The organism is Gimesia aquarii (assembly GCF_007748195.1).
Lineage (GTDB): Bacteria > Planctomycetota > Planctomycetia > Planctomycetales > Planctomycetaceae > Gimesia > Gimesia aquarii.
The window spans coordinates 7,114,114-7,134,679 of the sequence record NZ_CP037920.1 but is presented as its reverse complement, the minus strand read 5'-3'; the positions used below and the strand labels follow the sequence as shown (position 1 = coordinate 7,134,679).

The following is a 20,566-nucleotide window of genomic DNA, read 5'->3' as shown; positions in this document are numbered from 1 at the left end:
CGATATGGATAGGTAGATTTATTAATGACTTTGAGTTCATTAATGCACTAATGATTAATGATTGAGTTTATAAAGAAGAATGTTAAATTGTCAAATAAATTCGAATGAAAATAAAAATAATCCTAAATTAGGGCTGCTAATAAATAGGTTCCCCTATGATCTTGGTGATTTCATGCAGCTAGTTTCGGTTCAGTTTTCGATTCACTAAACCTATCTGAAATAAACAGATTCTGAAGGAATACCCGCTGTGATCAGAATGTTTTTGAAGCAAGATCTCCAGCGATTTATTACATTTATCCTTGGTACACCAGCATCGATACTGGCACGGTTTTTGATCTCAATTCAGAAACCCATCATTGCGCTGAAGTACTTAAAGTTTATTGGGCTTCAATTTCCTGTAGCAGATCGAATCAAAACACAGAAACCCCCGTTGGTCGGCTTGTAGAAGCGTACTGCTTTCAGTTCAATAGATTTGAGCTCCCAAGATGGTTCTGAGGGAGAATGCTGCAATAGCCGCAATCAGATTTGCTGCCGAAAATTGCTGTTTTGTTATGAAAGCCGGAGATCAAAAAAATGTATTCATTGATAAATTGGAAATATTTGTTTTTGCTCTTTGCAACAATGGTTTCAATCCAATGTGCATGCCTTGTAGCTGGTGAAGCACGTAAGACTGGTGCTCAAGACTCTGGAAAAATAGAACGAGTATTACAATTACCTCCAACAGCTAATAACCCCCGCAATAGTGAAGGTGACTTTATCACAATCAAGGACGGACGCCTTCTTTTTGTTTACACACACTTTACCGGGGGCGCAGCCGATCATTCCTCCGCTTATCTTGCAGGACGCTATTCAATGGATGGGGGAAAAACATGGTCTCAAAAAGATCAGACAATCATCGAGAATGATGGTAATCAGAATATTATGTCAGTCTCTTTACTCCGTTTGCAGTCGGGAGAGATTGCCTTGTTTTATACTCGTAAAAACTCACTGCAGGACTTACTTCCGGTGATGCGCATCAGTAAAGATGAAGGCATTAGTTGGAGTGAACCTGTTGAGATCATTCCCCCAAAACATATTGGCTATTATGTCTTGAATAACGACCGGGTTATTCAAATGAATAACGGACGTCTTGTAATTCCTCTGGCTTTACATCGGAATCAACCTGGTTCAGATCGTTTTAATTTCAATGGTCGTTTTCTCTGTTATTATTCAGATGACAATGGGAAAACCTGGCAGCGCGGTGAAGAGGTTGTTGTGCAAAAGCAAGCTGGGAAAAAACAGCCGTATATGCAGGAACCTGGAGTTGTGGAATTAAAAGACGGGCGGTTGATGGGGTTCTGTCGTACTAATGGTGGTAGTCAGTATGTCGCCTATTCCAACAATGGAGGAAAATCATTTTCTGAACTCAAGCCATCCAATATGATTGCCCCTGTTTCGCCCGCCTCGATTGAACGCATTCCTGCGACTGGCGACTTATTGTTGGTTTGGAATAATCACGAAGGAATTAGTCCTCAATTGCGTGGTAAACGGACACCTTTAACCATCGCTGTTTCGAAAGATGAAGGTAAAACCTGGCAGCATACTCAGAATGTCGAAACAAACCCGAATGGCTGGTATTGTTATACCGCGATCGAATTCACCAAAGATGGTGTGCTATTGGGACACTGTGCAGGCGATCGTACCAGAAACAATGGGTTAGCTGAATCACAAATCACTTTTGTTCCGCTGTCGGTACTTTATGAGAAATAGAAGTTCCCAACCCATGGTAGGAATATGCTTTATTCTGGCAGAATAAAGCCATCTTTAAATGACTCCTCGAAAATTCGCTTGAATTACCGGCAATATTTTAGGAGACTTATATTTAAAGATAGTTAAATTAATCGAGACGCAAATATCTATCGGAGTCAAACGATGCATTTATCATCACTCTCCCGTCGACAATTTTTGGGAGCCGCATTAGTCACTGGGATTGGATCTCTTGTCACAAATCAGAGTCTCGCAGGAATGTCTCCTGTTGTTCGAAAACCTCGTGCCACTGATGGTGATGGGCGGTTCGAACCAGACTGGGAAGAACGACTCTCGATTACTGTCGGACCCAAAACAGGAGATATTGTCGGCAGTACTGATAAAGTGTTACAGGCTGCTATCGACTACATCGCCCGCAAGGGAGGGGGTACCGTTCAAGTTTTGCCAGGAACGTTCACCTTGCGTAATGCACTACACCTTCCTTCTGGAATTCGTTTACAAGGTAGTGGTCCTGAAACAATCATTACCAAAATCGCTTCCGAAACGGTGGCTTTATCTGAAGATTCCGACTGGTACGATCAGGAGATAACACTTAAGAAAGCAGCCGGATTTCAGGTTGGTGATGGGGTAGTGCTAGTCACAAAAAATCCGAGTACTGGTAGTCAGGATACGATTAAACGCACACTCGTCGCGCGATCAGGAAATCGATTTAAGCTGAATGATGGTCTTCGTAAAAATCTCTGGCTTTCGGGAAAGCCCACAGTCTCGTCTCTCTTCCCACTGTTGACCAGTGAATATACAAAAAATGTATTGATTGAGAATCTAACGCTAGATGGAAATCGGAAAAATAACACGAATCTGAATGGTAATTATGGTGGTTGTATCTTTCTGCAGGATTGCAACAACTACACGATTCGTAATGTTACCACACGTAACTACAACGGTGATGGAATCAGCTTTCAGATTTGTCATGATGTGAAAGTCGAACATTGTCACAGTCATGACAATGCTGACCTTGGCGTACATCCTGGCTCTGGTTCTCAGCGACCTTTGATCCTGAATAACCGTTTGGATAATAACAACATCGGCCTATTCTGGTGTTGGGGGGTGAAGTATGGTCTGGCTGAAAACAATCAGCTCAATGGAAATAACTATAGTATTTCGATTGGCCATAATGATACGGACAACATGATGCGAAAAAACAAAATCACCAATAGTGGAAAAGTAGGTATCTTGTTTCGGAACGATGCACGAGGGAAAAACTTCTGGGCGAATCGCAATACTGTAATTGACAATGAGATTGTCAACACCGTTGCCAACGATGGTGTAGGCATTGATATTACCGGCAAAACGTCGGATCTTATCATCACAGGTAATAAAATTTTTGAACGACAACAACCGATGCAACGAACAGGTATTCGGATCGGAGCAGAAGTCGGGAGTGTTAAGTTGGCCGACAACCAAATTCAGGGTTTTATGAAGTTGATCGATGATCAACGTAAACCCCAGAACTCCTGACCAAAACTTTCACAGCATCACAAAATGTATGAAATACTCTATTCAGCCGAGATTTCTTCAGATTTTAGGCATTTGCCGATTTGCTTGACCGCTTGTCTGAGACGTTGTGAGTTTTCGACGATGGCCATTCTCAGGTAGCCTTCACCGTCTTCACCAAACCCTCGACCAGGACTGACGGCAACACCACCTTCATCGAGAAGTTTCATCGCAAAATCAATGGATCCCATTTCTGACCAGGGTTCGGGGATTTTAGCCCAGACAAACATGCCCGCCTTGGGGCGTTCGATCTCCCAACCCAAACGTTCCAGGCCACCACAGAATGCATCTCGCCTTTGCTGGTATTCTGCAGCGATACTATCAACAGCAGCGTCACAGTGCCGCATGGCTACGATCGCAGCAATCTGAACCGGCTGAAACAAACCATAATCATAGTATCCTTTGATCGTAGAGAGGGCGCGTACCATCTCTGAGTTGCCAGAGCAAAATCCAATTCGCCAACCAGCCATACTATAGCCTTTGCTCATGGTAGTGAATTCCACGCCGACTTCTGTGGCACCGGGAGTCGCCAGAAAGCTGGGAGCCTTGTAACCATCAAAGCAGATATCTGCGTAGGCAAAATCACTGATGACCATGAACGAGTATTTTCGGGCCAGACGTACCAGCTCTACGTAAAAGTCCTGTTCAATGACCGTCGCACTGGGATTATGCGGAAAGTTGACCACTACCACACGTGGTTTGGGATAAAGGTGTTCGCAAGTGTAAGCGATGTTAGAAAGAAACTGATCAGGTTCACGACAATCAAGTTCAATCACATTTCCCGCGGCCAGCATCACGGCATAAACGTGAACGGGAAAAGAGGGAGAGGGAACAATGGCTGTATCTCCTGGTCCCATCAGAGCCAGACATAAGTGACTGAAACCTTCCTTCGATCCGATGCAAGTCACAACTTCTGAATCGGGATCCAGACGCACTCCGTATCGCTTCCAGTATCGCGCTGTGACTTCTTTTCTGAGGTTGGCTATACCATTAGCAACGGAATAACGGTGATTCCGTGGGTCGGAAACGGCCTCTGTCATTTTTTCTACAATCAGGGGGTCGGGTGGGTCTGTGGGGTTCCCCATCCCCAGATCAATCACATCGATCCCCGCGACACGCTTTTCGTATTTCAGTTTATTGATTTTTCCGAACAGATAAGGGGGGAGACGTTTTACTCTCTCAGCAACGGGGATTTTAAAACCATCGTCTGAAAAAGGGACTTCCGATTCGCCACGCATAATGAATACTCTGTCTCTTTACTTAGGAATGTTTGTCGACTATCTGTCAGGAATCTTCACTGTTTGTCTTAGATAGAAGAATCTGACCTGACTTTCACTATTTTACGCGATTGCCCTTAAAAATGCGCCTGCGGAACGAGGGTAATTTCGCTCAGATTCTCAAGACGTAAAAAAACGTGTGTCAGTAAACTGGGACTGACACACGTTTTGGTGATCTGGTTCTCATGATTTTTTGAGAAATGGTTATTTAGGAGGTCGGTTAAAACCTTGTGTCGGGTTGGGAATCGCTCGATTCACCTGACCTTTTGAAAAGTTGGTTCCCGAAGTTTTGGAGACTCCACCTGTTGAGGTATTTGTAATGTAATTGTCGACGCGAGTTTCCCGCTTGAGTTTATCAAACACTCGGGCAACAGCTTCCTGAGTTTGTTCTTCTGTGAGCTGGTCCAGTAGTTGCTCTTTCACTTCATCAATACTGGTGACAACGGGTTCTGTACGACCTTCACATTTCAAAATGGCATAACGACTCAAACCGATTTGAATGATCCCGGAAATTTCTCCCTTTTTCAATTTGAAGGCCGCTTGCCAGAGTCTTTCATTGTCGGAATATTGTGGAATCGGTTGGATAGCTCCACCTAAAGCACGGCTATTAGGTTCAATTGAGTTATCGCGGGCAGTGCGTTCAAAGTCGGTTGGATCACTTTTCAGTTTGTCCCAGACTTTCTGTGCGCGGCCAAGGTTATCCAGCATGATCATGCGAGCTTTAACTCGAGGACCATAATCTCGAGCGAATGCTTTTTGGACTTGTTCCTGAGTCAATTTTGTTTGTTGACCTGCCAGTTTTCTCAATGCCAGCATAGGCCAGATTACATTGCGGCGATATTGATTCGGATTCATTTTGCGTTCAGCCTGCAACATATCATACCAGGTCTTGGTATCCAGGTTGAAACGCTTGGCTATCCGGTTGACTTCAGCATGAACTTCAGCTTGTTCGACAACAACACCTGCTTTCTGGCAGGCTTGTTGGATGATCGCCCGGTTAACAACGTTTTCCAGAACATCAGGGCCGAACAGCGCCAGACATTCGCGTGCCAGTTCATCTTCACTGATGATTACATTGCCGACCTTAGCGACAGGTTGACTGCGAACAGCAGGTTGTGCTCCGGAAATTCGCACTTTACCTGCTTGTTTGTCTTCGCCTGCAGAACCGTCTTTGGCGTTGAATGTCTGAAACAAGAGCACGCCTGCAAAAAGAACCAGTCCTGTACCGGCTGCGAAAAAGAGAATTTTACGTTTCGGGTTTGTCTTTGATTTGGTCGCATGCGGGATTGGGGTTGGTTCGCCCATTACTAAAATCTCCATTTTTGTATCCGACGCGGGCGGATCATGTGATTGTTGATTTTCTGTCCCACCAACTGTTTTGCAGGGTTCAACGGTCCTTTGGGTCTTGGATCGTTGAGAAAATACTCCAGAATTGAACTGAGATCAGTTAGTCCCGGAACTCAAATCACATTGAAACTTAGTCGTCAGAAGATTTACGAAACTTCCTTGTCTCAAGCTCTACCATTAGAGCGCGGCAGGAATGTAAAACTTTCAAGAAAACAGGTCAACATCAATTTATGGACCAAATTATGTATACGTTTAGACATTTCCGGAGAGCTTAAAAAGAAGGATTGATGTGACACGATATTGGTTCTGCTAAATATTTTAATCCTTGAACGGCTTGGGTACGTTCCCAGAGAGTACATCGCATCTTTGATACCAGGAAACGGACGAGATACTCAGATCGGGCTTTAAAGCTGCAAATCAACTTGATTTGCGATTTATCTTCAGGTACGCGTTTTCTTTGATTGCAGGTGAACTTTAAAGAGCGGTACAATCAAACAAATGGTACCTCAAATGACAGCATTTCGTGATCGAGCCGTTCTGGTTGAATATGTTCAATAGTCAAGAAGCAGCCAAAGAACAGTATTAATTTAAGGGAAGTCACTATGGGATTCTGGATGGATAAATTACGGGCGGAACTGATAGATATTATCGAGTGGCTCGATGATTCAAAGCATGTCATTGCTTGGCGATTTCCCCGATATCAAAATGAAATCAAAAATGGGGCACAATTAATTGTACGCCCCGGCCAGATGGCACTCTTCGTACATCGCGGTCAGGTAGCTGATGTGTTCGAGCCTGGGAACTATCAACTTACGACAGACAATTTGCCGATCTTGGGAACACTGCAGGGATGGAAACATGGTTTTAATAGCCCGTTCCGCTCAGAGGTTTATTTTGTCAACACCACACAAATTACTGACCTCAAGTGGGGTACTCCCAACCCGATTATGCTCCGCGATCCCGAATTCGGCCCCATTAGACTGAGGGCGTTTGGTAATTATTCGCTCAAAGCCAATGATCCCCGTATTCTCGTTCAAGAACTGGTGGGGACTGATTCCGAATTTCACTCCGACGAGATTACTGAGTTGTTAAGGTCGATCATTATCAGCTCCTTCGCAGATTTAATTGGCGAATCGAAATACGCCGCTTTGGATCTCGCCTCCAAATACACAGAAATTTCGACCGAGCTGCAAAAAATGGTTAACGAACGGATTGACGATGAATATGGTCTGGAAACCCCACAATTGCTGATCGTCAATATCTCGTTACCAGAAAGCGTAGAAAAAGCTCTTGATACGAGGACCAGTATGGGCGTGATTGGCGATATGAATCAGTTCCAACAATATCAGATGGGGCAGGCGATGCTGTCTGCTGCTGAGAATCCTTCAGGTGGAGGAGCTGCTGAAGGTATGGGACTGGGGATGGGCTTTGCCATGGCGAATCGCATGGTACAAGCTCCGGGAATGGGGGCACCAGGTCAGATGACACCACCCCCTCCACCAGCGGCCTGGCATATTGCAGTTAATGGCCAGACCCAGGGACCTTTTCCGATTGAACAAATCGCTCAGGGGGTTGCCAGCGGTCAGATTACGGGAGCGACACAAGTCTGGTCTGCCAGTTTGTCGGGTTGGACCCCCGCCGGTCAGGTACCACAACTGGCAGGTTACTTTCAAGCGGCTACACCACCACCGCCTCCACCAGCGGGTTAATAATTCATCTGGTTCCATCTTCGATTATGATAAGAGTAATACAGAAATTGATTGTTGAGTGCCGTTGCCATAATGAGCAAAGGCAGGTGTCTGCGTGAGAGTCGTACACATTATCACTCGGATGATTATTGGTGGCGCGCAGCAAAATACGCTCTTTACGGTTGAAGATCAGTATCGGGACTATCAAGATGAAGTTGCGTTGATGACGGGACCGACTACGGGGCCTGAAGGAACTTTAATCCCACGGGCCGAGCAAGGCGGTTTTGATTTGCGAATCATACCTCACTTAACGCGTAGCATCAGACCATTCAAAGAATGGCGCGCCTATCGGGAACTGATCAGCGAACTACGCGATTTCCAGCCTGAATTAGTACATACACATAGTTCTAAGGCAGGTATTCTGGGACGAGCTGCCGCCAGTCATTTAAAGATTCCTGCCGTACATACGATTCACGGTGCTGCCTTTCATTTTGGACAATCTCCTTTTCATTATCGGGCTTACATTGCAGCCGAAAAATGGGCCGCGCGCCGTTGCGACCGACTCATCAGTGTGTGTGATGCAATGACCGACCAATATGTGGCAGCTGGTATTACAACTAAAGATCGTTGTGATACTGTTTACAGTGGGATGGACGTAGAACCGTTTCTGACACCATCTCGTCCTCCTGCAGATGTCCGCCAGGAATTAGGGATCGAACCGCAACATATTGTCATTGGCAAAGTGGCGCGGCTATTTCATTTGAAAGGGCATAAGTATTTGATCGAAGCGGCCAAAGAGGTCGTCGCGGTGCAACCACAGGTTCGCTTTCTGTTGGTAGGAGATGGGATTTTAAAAGCCGAATTTGAACAACGCATCTCAGAGTTGGGACTGTCGGACTATGTTATCTTTGTTGGTCTGGTGCCTCCTGAACGAGTGCCAGAATTAATTCATGCGATGGACATTGTCGTGCATACCAGTGTCTGGGAAGGATTAGCTCGCGTACTGCCACAAGGGTTGATCGCAGGTAAGCCAGTGGTTTCCTATGATATTGATGGTGCGCGAGAAGTTGTAATTCCAAACGAGACCGGCTATCTATTACCATCAGAGTCGATAGAACCATTATCGCAGGCGTTAATTGAGTTGGCGACTGATCCTGAAAAACGGCATCGTTTTGGCCAAACGGGGCGCGAACGATTTACCGACCAGTTCCGGCATCAAACGATGACTCGTCGATTAAGAGAGATTTATCATCGAGTATTGGATGAACGAAAGCAAAACGAACGCTGACAAAACAGATCTTATTTCTGTATCAGGACGTTCACGCCTTTTTTGTTCGAGAGCACAATATCAGGGCGACCATCTCCGTTCATATCGGCCATCGAAAATTGAGTGCCCACACCGGTATCATTTCCTGCTTCGATTTTGTGAGGAATGATCTGAGGTGCCGCATTCTTGCCCTTTTTGATTTCATACCAGTACATGACGACGGGGTCTTTTCCGCCCGGGTCTCTACCGTTGTGTGCAAAGAAACGCTTGCCGGTTACCATATCTCGCTGCCCATCACCATTCATATCAATGAAATGCATCGCATGAGTTTGGGAATAACTCTTATCAATCAAATGCGCCTTAAACTTTGGCTTACCTGGTTCAGACACATTTTCGAACCACCAGATACCAAATGCATGTGCTGAGCTACCGATAATATCGCTGTCACCATCCTGGTCCAGATCTTCTACATACAAGTCAGCCATTTTCTCAGGAGGTTCAGCTCCGTTCACACTGAGTGTGAATGGATGGAATTCCCAGAGACCTTCACCCAATGTTTCGGGGGCCTCCCACCAGCCATGAGGAATGAGCACATCATTTCGGCCATCCTGGTTGAAGTCAGCGACTCCCAGGCCATGGTAATATTTGAAAGTACCGTTTTTCATTGGATCGCCGGGTTTACTAATCGGAATGAAGGTCCATTTTTTGGTGGCCTGTTCAGGAGGGGGGATCTCCATATATCCCATCTGCTTTTCAGGCTGTGACCCAAAAACGAGTTCCGGTTTTCCGTCACCAGTCAGGTCTGTAAACTTGGGAGTCTCATTACAGATGCTGTGCCAGATAAGGTGTTCTTTCCAATGCCCTGATTTATTTTTGGGATTTTCATACCAGTAGAACTCTTTTCCAGGAAAGCTGACATAAATGAAATCGGTCCAGCCATCCTGATTGATGTCGTAGGCAAAGTTGCAAAAGCTGTCACTGTATCCTTTACCGGCAACGAATTTTCCCGGTTTACGAACTTCGTGCATTTTCCAGTCTGGAGCTTCATACCAGACGTCCCCAGCAATGACATCCATTTTGCCGTCTTTATTTACGTCGGCTGCGGCGGAACCTTCCGAGCGGAAGGCGGCGTCCAGCTGTTGACGCTGCCATTTTTCGCCAGCGGAAACTTCGAAAGTACCTGACAATAAAATTGCGACAGCGGCAAAACTCAAATAGCGATAAAATGGATGAGTTCGTTTCATTGATGTTGTCCTGTTGTTAACTTGCGAACGCGGTAAGTCTCACTGTCACCAATATAGACATTTCCCTGAGGTCCTACATAAACGCCATGCGGTCGTGCCATGCGGCACTTTGCCGGGTTGCCGTCAGGACCATCTCCTTTTTTGCCATCACCGACAGCCGTTTCAATCAAACCATTCTTTTTTCGAATGACACGAATGGTGTGGCTTTCTGTATCGGCCAGATAAATGTCTCCGTTGGGAGCAACGGAAATTCCTTTGGGACCTGACAAAGTTGCTGCTTTTGCCGGTCCACCATGCCCCGTATATCCTTTTTTACCAGTCCCGGCGACGTGATGTAAAGTCTCATTATCCAAATCGATGCGATACACCATATTTCCTTCTCGCAACGCAAGATACAATGATCCTTTACCGGAACCTTCATCAAAGAAATCCAGAGCCCGTGGCCCGTTAAGTGGTGTTCCTGTTACCGTTACTCCATCAGGTGTTGGTTTGCGTTGCCCTGTTCCGGAAAACGTATTCACAATACCTGTTTTTAAATTGACTCGACGAATGCGATGATTGCCTATGTCACAGATATAGAGATTGTCATTCTTATCCAGGGCAATGGAATGTGGTCGTGAGAAAGTCGCTTTCGTTGCAGGACCACCATCACCAGAGAAACCTTTTTTGCCGGTACCCGCAACCGTTTCGATCTTACCAGTTTTAGCATCGACGCGGCGGACTATATGATTCACCATTTCAACGAAATACATATTGCCTGCCTGGTCGAAGCGGACTTCATAAGGTTCGTTCAGGTTCGCTTCGAGCGCCGGGCCGCCGTCACCGCTATAACCTTTTTTTCCAGAACCGGCAACCGTCGAAATCTGTCCCGTTTTTTCGTCGATGCGGCGAATCACATGACTTTTGATTTCACAGACATATAAGGCGCCATCGGGGCCAAGCGTGAGACCATACGGTTCACCCACTAGGGCATTTACCGCAGCCCCACCATCGCCGGCGTATCCCAGTTTTCCAGTGCCCGCTATAGTGGAAACGGTTTGCGCGGAAACTTGTGAAATGAACAGACTCAATACAAACAGAATGATAAATGAAAGAATATGCGGCATGGCTTGATTCCAGATTGCATGTTTTCCAGAACTAATGGGGAATATCATCAAAAGGACGTTCCGGATCATCATGTTTAAATATTAAATAAGGACCAGCATTCGGATTATGCTTAAGTGCTTCAGCCGGCGATACCAATGTTTGTGCATTGGTCTTCTTATCAATCATCACAATTTTCACCCCGTCTGCATGTTCTTTCTGTTTGAAGAACTGATCGAGTAAGATATTTGCCGGTTCTCCCTGCTCATCCACAATCACGACATATTCCGCAGAAGGCTGGGGTACGAAAGGCCTTTCTTCTGAACATCCCTGCAAAATGGCAAAACAAACTACGAGATAAAATTGAGCGATTCCATTTTGAACAGAGTCGTTCATTAGTTAACGCCCCCCATGTCTGATTCCAGTTTGTCTTTGTTGGTAAACAGGATGTTGGAATCCATCGGACCGAACCAGCCAATTTGAAACGCCTTGGGATCTCCGCCATACGCTGAGGTTCCGGTACCTGAGATGGGCGCTGTGGTCACTCTCCCGTCCGCCCAACCAATATTTGCAACTGTTCCCGTATGACGAAAATGAATTGAGGGATCAGGGCGAAAGGTTGATTCCTGATAGGTTGGCGTCCAGTTATCAATAAAAAAAGGTGGTTCGATAAAGCTGTATTCGATAATATGCAGATCAGGAAGGCCCTGAGCTAAAGCAGCATCTGCAAAAGCCACGGTACGAGCCAGACTTCCGATTTCTCGCATGTTGGTTGCCACTTGATTACTAAGAGGAAACGGATTTTTCCAGCCAGTCCCTCCAAGATACGCCTGATTATAACCATAGCCACCGGCACCTCCTTCAAAGGCATTAGGAACCGTTCCATGTGCGGCGAAGTTACCAAATGAAGGGCACTTTTTTATTTCCGCGTTTTGTTCCAGGAAGGGAGCCAATGGTCCGAGGTGCGGTTGGAATTTGCTGGTGGGATCTGCTGTAACTCGTTCGCCGTGCCAGCGTTTCTTTCCACCGAAGCCGACATGTTGGTCGCCGGCAGCCCGTGGCCAAAACCCTCCGTTGGAGTCGGCATACATATGGCAGGCGAGAACGATTTGTCTGAGGTTATTCTTGCATTGTGCCATGCGAGCGGCTTCGCGAGCTTGTTGAACAGCCGGTAAAAGCAAAGCAACCAATACAGCAATGATGGCAATGACCACCAGTAACTCAATTAATGTAAAACCGTTTTTTCTTACGGTCTTTGAAGAACTTCGATTTGTTTGGGAAGAAAGGGAAGGTGGACTGAAAAAAGACATTCTTGTGGCTTTTCTAGGTATATAGAGAATAGTTGGAACTAAAAAACAGTTCTCAATATTCTAACGAAGTCATACCAGGAATGTCTTGCCTGAGAGCAGTCTCCAAGCGGGGGATATAAACATTTTTCAAAGTTTAGCGAGAAGCAGACTATTCCGCACCTGGATCCATTTGATTTTGTTTCTCGGTGATTTCACGTTCTTTTTTCAGGCACATCGTGATAAACGTTCCTGAAATAGCGGCTTGAGCTACCAGATAGACTAGAATATCCGGACCGTTCACAGCGATACAGGCACCGAATGCGATGACAAATAGAGCAATCAAACGTGCTTTTAGACTCATGGTCTTGACCTTGTATTATTTCTAAGAAATGAATCCCATATTCTTTGGTTACGGAAAGTATAGTGCGGTATGATACATTGATCAATTGATATTCATGTATCTAAACTACGAACTTGATTGATTTTCAAAGAGATCATTTATTGTATTCTTCCCCAGGCAACAGGAGTGCAAAGCTATGTCGAGCATCGATGAAATTAAGGATTTTCTGGTGAGTCTCGCACCTCCCGATCTGGCCGAGAACTGGGATAATGTGGGGTTATTGACGGGGGACCCTGCACAGAATGTCGATCAGGTTCTGACTTGCTTAACGTTGACACCAGACGTAGCAGAAGAAGCAATTTCAGAGGGAGTGGATTTGATTATCACCCATCACCCGATTCTCTTTCGGCCTGTACAGCAGATAACATCTATGTCTGTCGAAGGTAAACTTCTGCTGGACTTGATCCAGGCAAAAATCTCAGTCTATAGTCCCCACACTTCTTATGATAGTGCCGAACGTGGGATCAACTGGCAGTTGGCTAAACTTCTGGGTTTAGAAGAGATTGGAATTCTAAGGCCTGTTAATTCTCCAGCAGAACAAGCAGAGAAAGAGGAGAGCGGGGCAGGTCGATTTGGTTCATTGCCCGCTGAGTTGACACTGGCGCAACTGAATCAATTAATCAAGCAGGCACTTCGTATTTCTTCTCTTCAATTCGTGGGTGACCCTGATCTCCGCGTGAAGCGTATGGGCATAGCCTGTGGGGCGGCAGCAGAATTTTTGAACGACGCACACCGTCACGACTGTCAGGTTCTCTTAACGGGTGAGGCGCGGTTTCATGCGTGCCTGGAAGCAAGGTCGTTAGGCATGGGGCTAATATTACCTGGTCATTATGCCACAGAGCGACCGGCGATGGAGAAGATGGCAGAATTGTTACAAATACAGTTTCCAAAACTGAAAGTCTGGGCCAGTCAGAACGAAACAGACCCGCTGCAATGGGATTGTGACGGTGAATAATCTTCAGCGCTGGAGTAAGAATTCAAGATTTTAAGTCAATTAATGTGTCTCTATGTATATTCTCAGCCGGTTGCCATTGACCTGATCGGCAGATTTCGCCATTATCCCCCCTCTCTCAGTAGTTTAAATTCTCCTTTTTGACATACAGTCCGAACCGTTTGTGTTTTCGTATGTCGTGAACCTCAAGTAATAGCTCACAAGACGTAATCGATTTCAATGTCCAAAGTTAAGCCCAACCGTTTCGAAGCAGAGCGGATTAAAAAGTTAGAGAAAATTCAATCCCTGGGATTCGATCCCTGGGGACAGCGATTTGATGGTCATATTCCCATTTCTGAAGCACGCACCCAGGCTCCTGAAGAATCGGGTGTCGATGGCGAAGAGGTGCGCATCGCTGGTCGAATCATGCTGCGTCGAAAGGCGGGTAAACTTCGCTTTTATGATATCAAAGACTGGACGGGCAAAATTCAGTTACTCTTCTCCCGCGGCGATTTGAGTGAAATGCAATGGGAGTTAATGGGTACGTTGGATCTGGGCGACCTGATTGGAATTGATGGTTGTCTGAGACGTACGGAAACCGGTGAAATTTCGGTGTTCGTAAAAGAGTTGACAGTATTATGTAAATCTCTCGCGCAACCTCCAGAAAAACACCATAGTGTAAAAGATGTCGAACTGTTGTTAAGACAGCGTTCACTTGATCTGATCTATACAGAAGGTGTTTTAGATAAGATGCTCACACGGAGTCAGATTATTGATTCTGTACGGCAGACCTTACGAAACCATAAATTTGCAGAAGTCGAGACACCTGTCTTACATGCAGTCGCCGGTGGTGCGGCAGCGAAGCCCTTTATTACCCATCATAATACGCTGGAAATGGAACTCTATATGCGGATCGCATTAGAGTTGCATCTGAAGAGGTTGATGGTCGGGGGCATCGAACGTGTATATGAGATCGGTCGCGTCTTTCGAAATGAGGGAATTGACGCAACTCATAATCCTGAATTTACGATGATCGAAATCTATCAGGCGTACGGCAATTATGAAACCATGATGGATTTGACAGAAGCGATTGTCACCGATGCCGTCAAAGCCATTAGTGACACGATGCAGCTTCCCTGGGGTGAAGATCAGACAATCGACTTCAGTGGACCTTGGGAACGCAAAAAGTATTATGATCTGGTCAGAGAGCACGCAGGCTGCGATCCACATGACCCGGCTGCCGTAGCAGAAGTCGCTAAGCAGCATGGTATTGATATAGATAACGTTCATCCAGATGTGATTCTGAATGAAGTCTTTGAAGCCACCTGCGAAGCACATTTGTCGGGTCCTGTTTTCGTGATTGATTATCCGGCGTCTATCTGCCCGTTGACCAAACGAAAGCAGGATGATCCTAACATTGCAGAACGATTTGAGTTGTTCGTGCAGGGGATGGAACTGGCAAATGCCTACACGGAATTGAATGATCCACTGCTTCAGGAAGAATTATTTCGTACACAATTATCAGGGCTATCGGAAGAAGATTCGATGGCGAAAATGGATACGGATTTTGTAAAAGCGTTAAAGGTTGGTATGCCACCGGCAGGAGGCTTGGGAATTGGTATTGATCGTCTTGTGATGTTGTTGACCAATAGTCACAGCATTCGTGACGTGATTTACTTCCCACTACTCAGGCCAGAAGGTCAACCAGCAGTCAAAGAATAAACCAGGGATGTAGCTGGCAATATGAGTGATGATTGCCGGTAGGAAAAATCAGCCAAAGGATTGGCCGTATGTACAAAACATTGCTTTGCTTACGATACTTGCGAACGCGTTATATTGCGCTTGCCAGCATTATCAGTATGACTCTCGGCGTGGCGACGATGATTGTCGTCAACAGCGTGATGGACGGTTTCAGCACTGATATGAGAACCCGCCTGCGTGGCATTTTGGCGGATGTGATCGTAGAAACCAATTCTCTCGATGGCGTTGCTATCTCGCAGGATATGAAAGACAGCATTAATCGTGCTGTCGGGGACCATATTGAGGGCATGACGACAACCGTTGAAATCTATGCAATGCTCAGTGTGCAGTATGGCTCTCAATGGCAAAGCAAGCCAGTTACTTTGATCGGTATCGATCCAGGTACTAAAGCAACTGTCGGACCACTGGCTGAATATCTGGTAAATACAGATATCAATTCAGTACCTGATTGGGAACTGTCGCCGGAAGCGATGGCCTATCGCAAAGAGTGGACTACCCGCGCACAATGGATGGTTGATCGCTGGAATCATAATCCACCACCTCTGGATGATCAGACTGCACCTGTTGAGGGACCTGAATCGAACAAGCCACTACCTCCTCCTCAATTCGATTCTAAGACACCCTCCGATCAGGTATTTGATTCTGAACCACAGGTAGCAGACAAAGCAGATGCGGTCACTAATCCTTTCAAGGAAAACTTAAAAGGATCGGCTTTTGAAAAACAAGAAAATCGTGATCCTGGTAGCCCTTTGCAGGGACGTGTTTATGTCGGTTATGGGTTGGTCAGTTTTCCTTATGAAGATCCCGAAACCGGCGAAATCAAAATGTTTCAAATCGTCAAGCCGGGCGATGATATTAAGATCAGCACTGTGACGGCCGGGCATCCTCCAGAACCGACCCACTTTAATGCGACTGTAGTCGATTTATTCAAAAGCGACATGAGCGAACACGATGGTAATTTAGTGTTCTGTAATCTGGAATATTTACAGGAAGTTCGAGGAATGGTGCTTGATCCGGAGAGCGGTGCTAAACCGATCACATCCATTCAGCTTAAGCTGAAAAATCCGGAAGATGCCGCCATGGTCGTGAGCAAGTTGGAGGAAGCATTACCTGCCGGCTTGTTTCGTGTTCGAACCTGGGAAGACAAACAAGGTCCATTGTTAGCAGCCGTCGAAGTCGAATCTGCAATCTTGAATGTATTACTGTTTCTGATCATTGCCGTTGCCGGTTTTGGCATTTTAGCGATCTTTTTCATGATTACCATCGAAAAGACGCGTGATATCGGAGTCCTGAAAGCACTGGGCGCGAGTTCGAATGGAATCATGTCGATCTTTCTGTCTTACGGCCTGGCATTAGGGCTCGTGGGAAGCGGTGTTGGTGTTGCTGTTGGATTGCTGTTCGTGAGATATATTAATGAGATCGAGAAATTTATCACCTTTATCACAGGTCGGAAAGTGTTCGATCAGCGGATTTATTATTTCCCGGAAATTGCCACGCATGTAGAACCGATGATGGTCTTCTGGGTTGCCATCGGCGCCATGATTATTGCCGTGCTTGCCAGTATTCTACCTGCACGAAAAGCAGCACGTTTTCATCCGGTCGAATCATTGCGATACGAGTAGTATGAGCGTGTTTTAGATAAAGAACTAGTTGCGATTGTTGTTTTCCCGTTTATGTCGAGTATGAATTCATGACCGAGACCATATCAATGCCTCATCCACAGTTAGCGGCGATTGCCGTCGAAAAGGCTTACCGAAAAGATAAGCACAAGGTCCCCGTATTACGTGGAATCGATGTTGAAGTGAATAAGGGCGAGTTTCTGTCGATCGTCGGTCAGTCAGGATCGGGAAAGAGCACCTTAATGCATCTGTTTGGATTGCTGGATACTCCCGATGTGGGAGAGATTCATCTGGAAGGTCAACAGATTGACGACTTACCCGAGCATGCCCGTGACCAAATTCGAAACCGCGTCTTTGGATTCATCTTCCAATTCTATCATTTGTTACCCGAATTGAACTTACTGGAAAATGTGCTTTCACCTTTGATGATCCGTTATTCAACCTGGGAATACTGGAAAAAGAAAAAACAGTTCAAACAGGATGCAATGGAGATTATTGAAAAGGTAGGCTTGTCTCACCGTATCAAACATCGTCCCGCGGAATTGTCTGGTGGTGAAATGCAACGTGCTGCCATCGCCCGGGCGTTGATTGCCAAGCCGCAGATTCTGTTGGCTGACGAACCGACCGGAAATTTGGATAGTAGTACCGGTAAAGAGATTATGGAACTGCTGACCAACTTGAATGAGCAGGAGCAGCTGACTATCATCATGGTTACGCACGATGATTTGATTGCATCGCAGGCACATCGAACCGTTCGTTTGCGAGAAGGTCAGTTCGAATTACTAGGCAAGCACCAAAGTGCTTCGGTACCTGCTTAGTAACAAACGATCAGAGGCCTTGTTTTGTAGACGAACCAGTATTGCCTGAGTTGTGTCGATGGAAGAGCCGCTGCATCTGATTGTGCTGTCTGAAATGGATTTCACTGAATTCAAAACAGTATGGAAATTCCAACCGAACCAGCCAGCCCCGTCTTGGCCTAATTTGAGAATGGTAACAAAATCTGATGTCGATTTTAGTGTATATTGACGGAACGCTGTTTCCCAAAGAAGAAGCAAAAATCAGTGTATTCGATCACGGCCTGCTCTATGGTGATGGCGTGTTTGAAGGCATTCGAGTCTACAATAAAAAAGTGTTTTTGATGCAGGAGCACATCGATCGACTCTACGAGAGTGCTTTGGCAATTCGTTTGGAAATTCCCCTCACAAAATCTGAAATGATTCAAGCCGTTAATGAAACGGTCGCAGCTAACAAAATCGAAGATGGTTATGTGCGATTAGTGATTACGCGTGGTGCAGGCTCTTTAGGTCTGGACATTCGCCGCACGAGTAACCCTCAGGTGATTATCATTGCCGATAATATTTCGTTATATGATCCACAACTTTATATTGACGGTCTGAAGATTGTGACGGCTTCGACGATCCGAAATCATCCGGCGGCACTGTCCTCGCGTGTGAAATCATTAAATTACCTCAATAACATTCTGGCAAAGATTGAAGGCACAGACGCCGGTTCCATTGAAGCCTTGATGTTGAATCATAAAGGCGAAGTCGCAGAATGCACGGGCGATAATATCTTCATTATTAAAGATGGAGTTGTCAAAACGCCTCCCGTCGAAGCAGGTATCCTGGAAGGTATCACCAGAAACGCTGTGATTAAACTGGCAGAAAAATCGGGTATTACCGTAGAGCAGTTACCCTTCACTCGGCACGATATTTTCATCGCCGATGAATGTTTCCTGACCGGTTCGGCTGCCGAAGTGATTCCCGTTGTCGCCCTCGACGGTCGTGTAATCGGTGATGGAAAACCAGGCCCGATTACCAAAGACTTAAACGAACAGTTTAAACAACTCACGCGCGAGTAACTTCTCCGGTGACATGATTCGTTTCGGTTGAACAAAAAATGGGATTGACATTTTCGGGAATCCTTTCATACGCACACTTTGTTCCTGGGTCATTATTTTTATCTTGACACTCACATGCGGATCACGAAACTGCGCGATCTGCGTCGCGCGCGTGGAAAAACTTTTTTAGTGTGCTCTTTTCCTCCCTGTTGATTTCGTCACTACAAAAACCGCTTTGTTTTTCAATATTCTGATAGGAATAGTGTGAACTAATTCTAAATACACAGTTTCCTGAGGTTGTTATCAAACCGTTTCACATGCACTTCGCGTCGATCTCATTTCACTTGACTTCCCTTTCAATCGTTGTTGACGTTTAGTCACCTCTTGACTCGTTCGTGCCCTTCAAGATGATTTCTCTTCGTCCTCGCTGATCAATGTTTTTAAGGTAACGAGTCACTCTTTTATTTTGATGTAAATTCTGGAATGAGAAATTCAATTGTAAAATACAAGTATCGTTTGTCCCTGGCATAGCTCAGTTGCTTGATTTCAAAGACTCGCATTGATTAGATCCAGAATCCACTATATCTGATGTCAACTCAAATGCGGAGATGAATACCCGGTGAACTTTCGTTGCATCAGCCGATTTGTGTGTTAGGATGGGAAAACGAGAATCGGCGCGATCGGTTTGCTGGCTTCATGTGTTTATTCTCTCAGCGGAACCGTAAATTGTCTGTCCAGTCGGGATCTTTTTGATGCAAATCTTAAACCGAACAATTGTTTGTTGCTTATGTGTCAGTGCTTTACTTTTGTCACTGGGTGCAGAGGAGCAATCTGCAGCGGTTTCGGCTGCTACAGAGAAGACCGATCAGAAAGTCGTAAAACAAGCACTCGCCAAATTCAACTCGTTGATTGGTGGCTGGCGTGGCGTGGGGATGATCAAGCGAAATTCCCGTAAAGGGGCCTGGTCGGAAAAGGCAGAGTGGGTTTGGAAATTCGACCCAAACTCTACTGGGATCGCCTATCAGATCACGGATGGCAAATTTCTGAAATCGGCATTACTGACATATGATCCGCAAAAGAAAACCTATCTTTTGTCTACCGTCTTGCCTGATGGAAAAACGCGGGACTATAGGGGTACATTGGATAAGGACACGTTGGTCTTAGAATCAGCGCCTGATAAAGAGGGGACGGTCTATCGCATCTCCGTTAGACGTCTTAATGAAAAACGGACATTGGTACTGTTTCAGAAACGGAATCAGGGGCAGTCGTTTTATTACCGCTTGGCAGAGGTTGGTTATACAAGAGCTGGCACCCGATTGGCAGAATCAGGGAGTGGTGGCCCGGAATGTATCGTGACTGGTGGTGCTGGTACGATTCAAGTGAGCTATCAGGGCAAAAACTATTATGTTTGTTGCAGTGGATGTAAACAGGCTTTTGAGGAAGATCCTGAAACGTTCATTGCAGAGGCGAAGAAAAAAGCAGACGCACGTCGCAAGAAGAAATCGAGCCAGTAATTCGGT

The 20,566-nt window shown here is 45.8% G+C and carries 17 protein-coding genes; 10 read left to right on the top strand and 7 right to left on the bottom strand.

What is annotated here, in order from left to right:
• The first annotated feature begins 573 nt into the window (after window positions 1-573).
• Window positions 574-1,749: a sialidase family protein gene (locus tag V144x_RS27155; RefSeq protein ID WP_144990181.1), complete on the top strand. Its 1,176-nt coding sequence runs from the start codon at window positions 574-576 to the stop codon at window positions 1,747-1,749.
• 162 nt (window positions 1,750-1,911) lie between these two features.
• Window positions 1,912-3,264 carry a right-handed parallel beta-helix repeat-containing protein gene (locus V144x_RS27150; protein ID WP_144990179.1) on the top strand — a complete coding sequence of 451 codons (1,353 nt, stop codon included), beginning with the start codon at window positions 1,912-1,914 and terminating at the stop codon, window positions 3,262-3,264.
• 38 nt (window positions 3,265-3,302) lie between these two features.
• On the opposite strand, the gene V144x_RS27145 is transcribed toward V144x_RS27150, so the two are convergent.
• Both V144x_RS27145 and V144x_RS27140 read right to left on the bottom strand, forming a co-directional pair.
• The gene (locus V144x_RS27145) at window positions 3,303-4,538 is read right to left on the bottom strand and encodes an aminotransferase class I/II-fold pyridoxal phosphate-dependent enzyme (RefSeq protein ID WP_144990177.1); all 1,236 of its coding nucleotides are present in this window, start codon (window positions 4,536-4,538) and stop codon (window positions 3,303-3,305) included.
• Between the two features lie 243 nt (window positions 4,539-4,781).
• Window positions 4,782-5,882 (bottom strand): peptidylprolyl isomerase, encoded by a 1,101-nt coding sequence (locus V144x_RS27140; protein ID WP_144990175.1) that lies wholly within the window; start codon window positions 5,880-5,882, stop codon window positions 4,782-4,784.
• Window positions 5,883-6,526: 644 nt separating this feature from the next.
• Here V144x_RS27140 and V144x_RS27135 point away from each other — a divergent pair.
• Window positions 6,527-7,633: an SPFH domain-containing protein gene (locus V144x_RS27135; protein ID WP_144990173.1), complete on the top strand. Its 1,107-nt coding sequence runs from the start codon at window positions 6,527-6,529 to the stop codon at window positions 7,631-7,633.
• A gap of 94 nt (window positions 7,634-7,727) precedes the next feature.
• Complete coding sequence (locus V144x_RS27130; protein WP_144990171.1) at window positions 7,728-8,900, top strand: glycosyltransferase family 4 protein; 1,173 nt, start codon at window positions 7,728-7,730, stop codon at window positions 8,898-8,900.
• 11 nt (window positions 8,901-8,911) lie between these two features.
• On the opposite strand, the gene V144x_RS27125 is transcribed toward V144x_RS27130, so the two are convergent.
• The 5 genes from V144x_RS27125 to V144x_RS27105 all read right to left on the bottom strand — a co-directional run bounded on the left by V144x_RS27125 (window position 8,912) and on the right by V144x_RS27105 (window position 12,856).
• Complete coding sequence (locus V144x_RS27125) at window positions 8,912-10,123, bottom strand: FG-GAP repeat domain-containing protein (protein ID WP_144990169.1); 1,212 nt, start codon at window positions 10,121-10,123, stop codon at window positions 8,912-8,914.
• On the bottom strand, window positions 10,120-11,277 hold the full coding sequence (locus tag V144x_RS27120; RefSeq protein ID WP_232102656.1) for an NHL domain-containing protein: 1,158 nt from the start codon (window positions 11,275-11,277) through the stop codon (window positions 10,120-10,122). The genes V144x_RS27125 and V144x_RS27120 overlap by 4 nt, the downstream gene beginning before the upstream one ends.
• Complete coding sequence (locus tag V144x_RS27115; protein ID WP_144990167.1) at window positions 11,261-11,602, bottom strand: hypothetical protein; 342 nt, start codon at window positions 11,600-11,602, stop codon at window positions 11,261-11,263. Before V144x_RS27115 ends, V144x_RS27120 begins: the two co-directional genes overlap by 17 nt.
• A complete protein-coding gene (locus tag V144x_RS28555; protein WP_197998662.1) occupies window positions 11,602-12,516 on the bottom strand; it encodes a DUF1559 family PulG-like putative transporter in 915 nt (304 codons plus the stop codon). Before V144x_RS28555 ends, V144x_RS27115 begins: the two co-directional genes overlap by 1 nt.
• Before the next feature lie 148 nt (window positions 12,517-12,664).
• Complete coding sequence (locus tag V144x_RS27105; RefSeq protein ID WP_144990165.1) at window positions 12,665-12,856, bottom strand: hypothetical protein; 192 nt, start codon at window positions 12,854-12,856, stop codon at window positions 12,665-12,667.
• A gap of 175 nt (window positions 12,857-13,031) precedes the next feature.
• Here V144x_RS27105 and V144x_RS27100 point away from each other — a divergent pair, with 175 nt between their 5' ends.
• The 6 genes from V144x_RS27100 (at window position 13,032) to V144x_RS27075 (ending at window position 20,560) form a co-directional block, all read left to right on the top strand.
• Window positions 13,032-13,850, top strand: a complete 819-nt coding sequence (locus V144x_RS27100) for a Nif3-like dinuclear metal center hexameric protein (RefSeq protein ID WP_144990163.1) — start codon at window positions 13,032-13,034, stop codon at window positions 13,848-13,850.
• 216 nt (window positions 13,851-14,066) lie between these two features.
• Complete coding sequence (lysS, locus tag V144x_RS27095) at window positions 14,067-15,548, top strand: lysine--tRNA ligase (RefSeq protein WP_144990161.1); 1,482 nt, start codon at window positions 14,067-14,069, stop codon at window positions 15,546-15,548.
• Between the two features lie 68 nt (window positions 15,549-15,616).
• Window positions 15,617-17,209 carry an ABC transporter permease gene (locus V144x_RS27090; RefSeq protein ID WP_144990159.1) on the top strand — a complete coding sequence of 531 codons (1,593 nt, stop codon included), beginning with the start codon at window positions 15,617-15,619 and terminating at the stop codon, window positions 17,207-17,209.
• A gap of 68 nt (window positions 17,210-17,277) precedes the next feature.
• A complete protein-coding gene (locus V144x_RS27085; RefSeq protein WP_197993105.1) occupies window positions 17,278-18,024 on the top strand; it encodes an ABC transporter ATP-binding protein in 747 nt (248 codons plus the stop codon).
• Between the two features lie 185 nt (window positions 18,025-18,209).
• The gene (gene ilvE / locus V144x_RS27080; RefSeq protein ID WP_144990157.1) at window positions 18,210-19,067 is read left to right on the top strand and encodes a branched-chain-amino-acid transaminase; all 858 of its coding nucleotides are present in this window, start codon (window positions 18,210-18,212) and stop codon (window positions 19,065-19,067) included.
• Between the two features lie 731 nt (window positions 19,068-19,798).
• Complete coding sequence (locus tag V144x_RS27075) at window positions 19,799-20,560, top strand: YHS domain-containing protein (RefSeq protein WP_144990155.1); 762 nt, start codon at window positions 19,799-19,801, stop codon at window positions 20,558-20,560.
• Window positions 20,561-20,566: the final 6 nt, after the last annotated feature.

Coding starts and splice junctions, on each gene's coding strand:
- V144x_RS27100 (WP_144990163.1), top strand. CDS start 13,032: ATGTCGAGCATCGATGAAATTAAGGATTTTCTGGTGAGTCTCGCACCT.
- V144x_RS27140 (WP_144990175.1), bottom strand. CDS start 5,882: ATGGGCGAACCAACCCCAATCCCGCATGCGACCAAATCAAAGACAAAC.
- V144x_RS27090 (WP_144990159.1), top strand. CDS start 15,617: ATGTACAAAACATTGCTTTGCTTACGATACTTGCGAACGCGTTATATT.
- ilvE (WP_144990157.1), top strand. CDS start 18,210: ATGTCGATTTTAGTGTATATTGACGGAACGCTGTTTCCCAAAGAAGAA.
- V144x_RS27120 (WP_232102656.1), bottom strand. CDS start 11,277: ATGATATTCCCCATTAGTTCTGGAAAACATGCAATCTGGAATCAAGCC.
- V144x_RS27150 (WP_144990179.1), top strand. CDS start 1,912: ATGCATTTATCATCACTCTCCCGTCGACAATTTTTGGGAGCCGCATTA.
- V144x_RS27115 (WP_144990167.1), bottom strand. CDS start 11,602: ATGAACGACTCTGTTCAAAATGGAATCGCTCAATTTTATCTCGTAGTT.
- V144x_RS27125 (WP_144990169.1), bottom strand. CDS start 10,123: ATGAAACGAACTCATCCATTTTATCGCTATTTGAGTTTTGCCGCTGTC.
- V144x_RS27135 (WP_144990173.1), top strand. CDS start 6,527: ATGGGATTCTGGATGGATAAATTACGGGCGGAACTGATAGATATTATC.
- V144x_RS27085 (WP_197993105.1), top strand. CDS start 17,278: ATGACCGAGACCATATCAATGCCTCATCCACAGTTAGCGGCGATTGCC.
- V144x_RS27145 (WP_144990177.1), bottom strand. CDS start 4,538: ATGCGTGGCGAATCGGAAGTCCCTTTTTCAGACGATGGTTTTAAAATC.
- lysS (WP_144990161.1), top strand. CDS start 14,067: ATGTCCAAAGTTAAGCCCAACCGTTTCGAAGCAGAGCGGATTAAAAAG.
- V144x_RS27155 (WP_144990181.1), top strand. CDS start 574: ATGTATTCATTGATAAATTGGAAATATTTGTTTTTGCTCTTTGCAACA.
- V144x_RS27105 (WP_144990165.1), bottom strand. CDS start 12,856: ATGAGTCTAAAAGCACGTTTGATTGCTCTATTTGTCATCGCATTCGGT.
- V144x_RS27075 (WP_144990155.1), top strand. CDS start 19,799: ATGCAAATCTTAAACCGAACAATTGTTTGTTGCTTATGTGTCAGTGCT.
- V144x_RS28555 (WP_197998662.1), bottom strand. CDS start 12,516: ATGTCTTTTTTCAGTCCACCTTCCCTTTCTTCCCAAACAAATCGAAGT.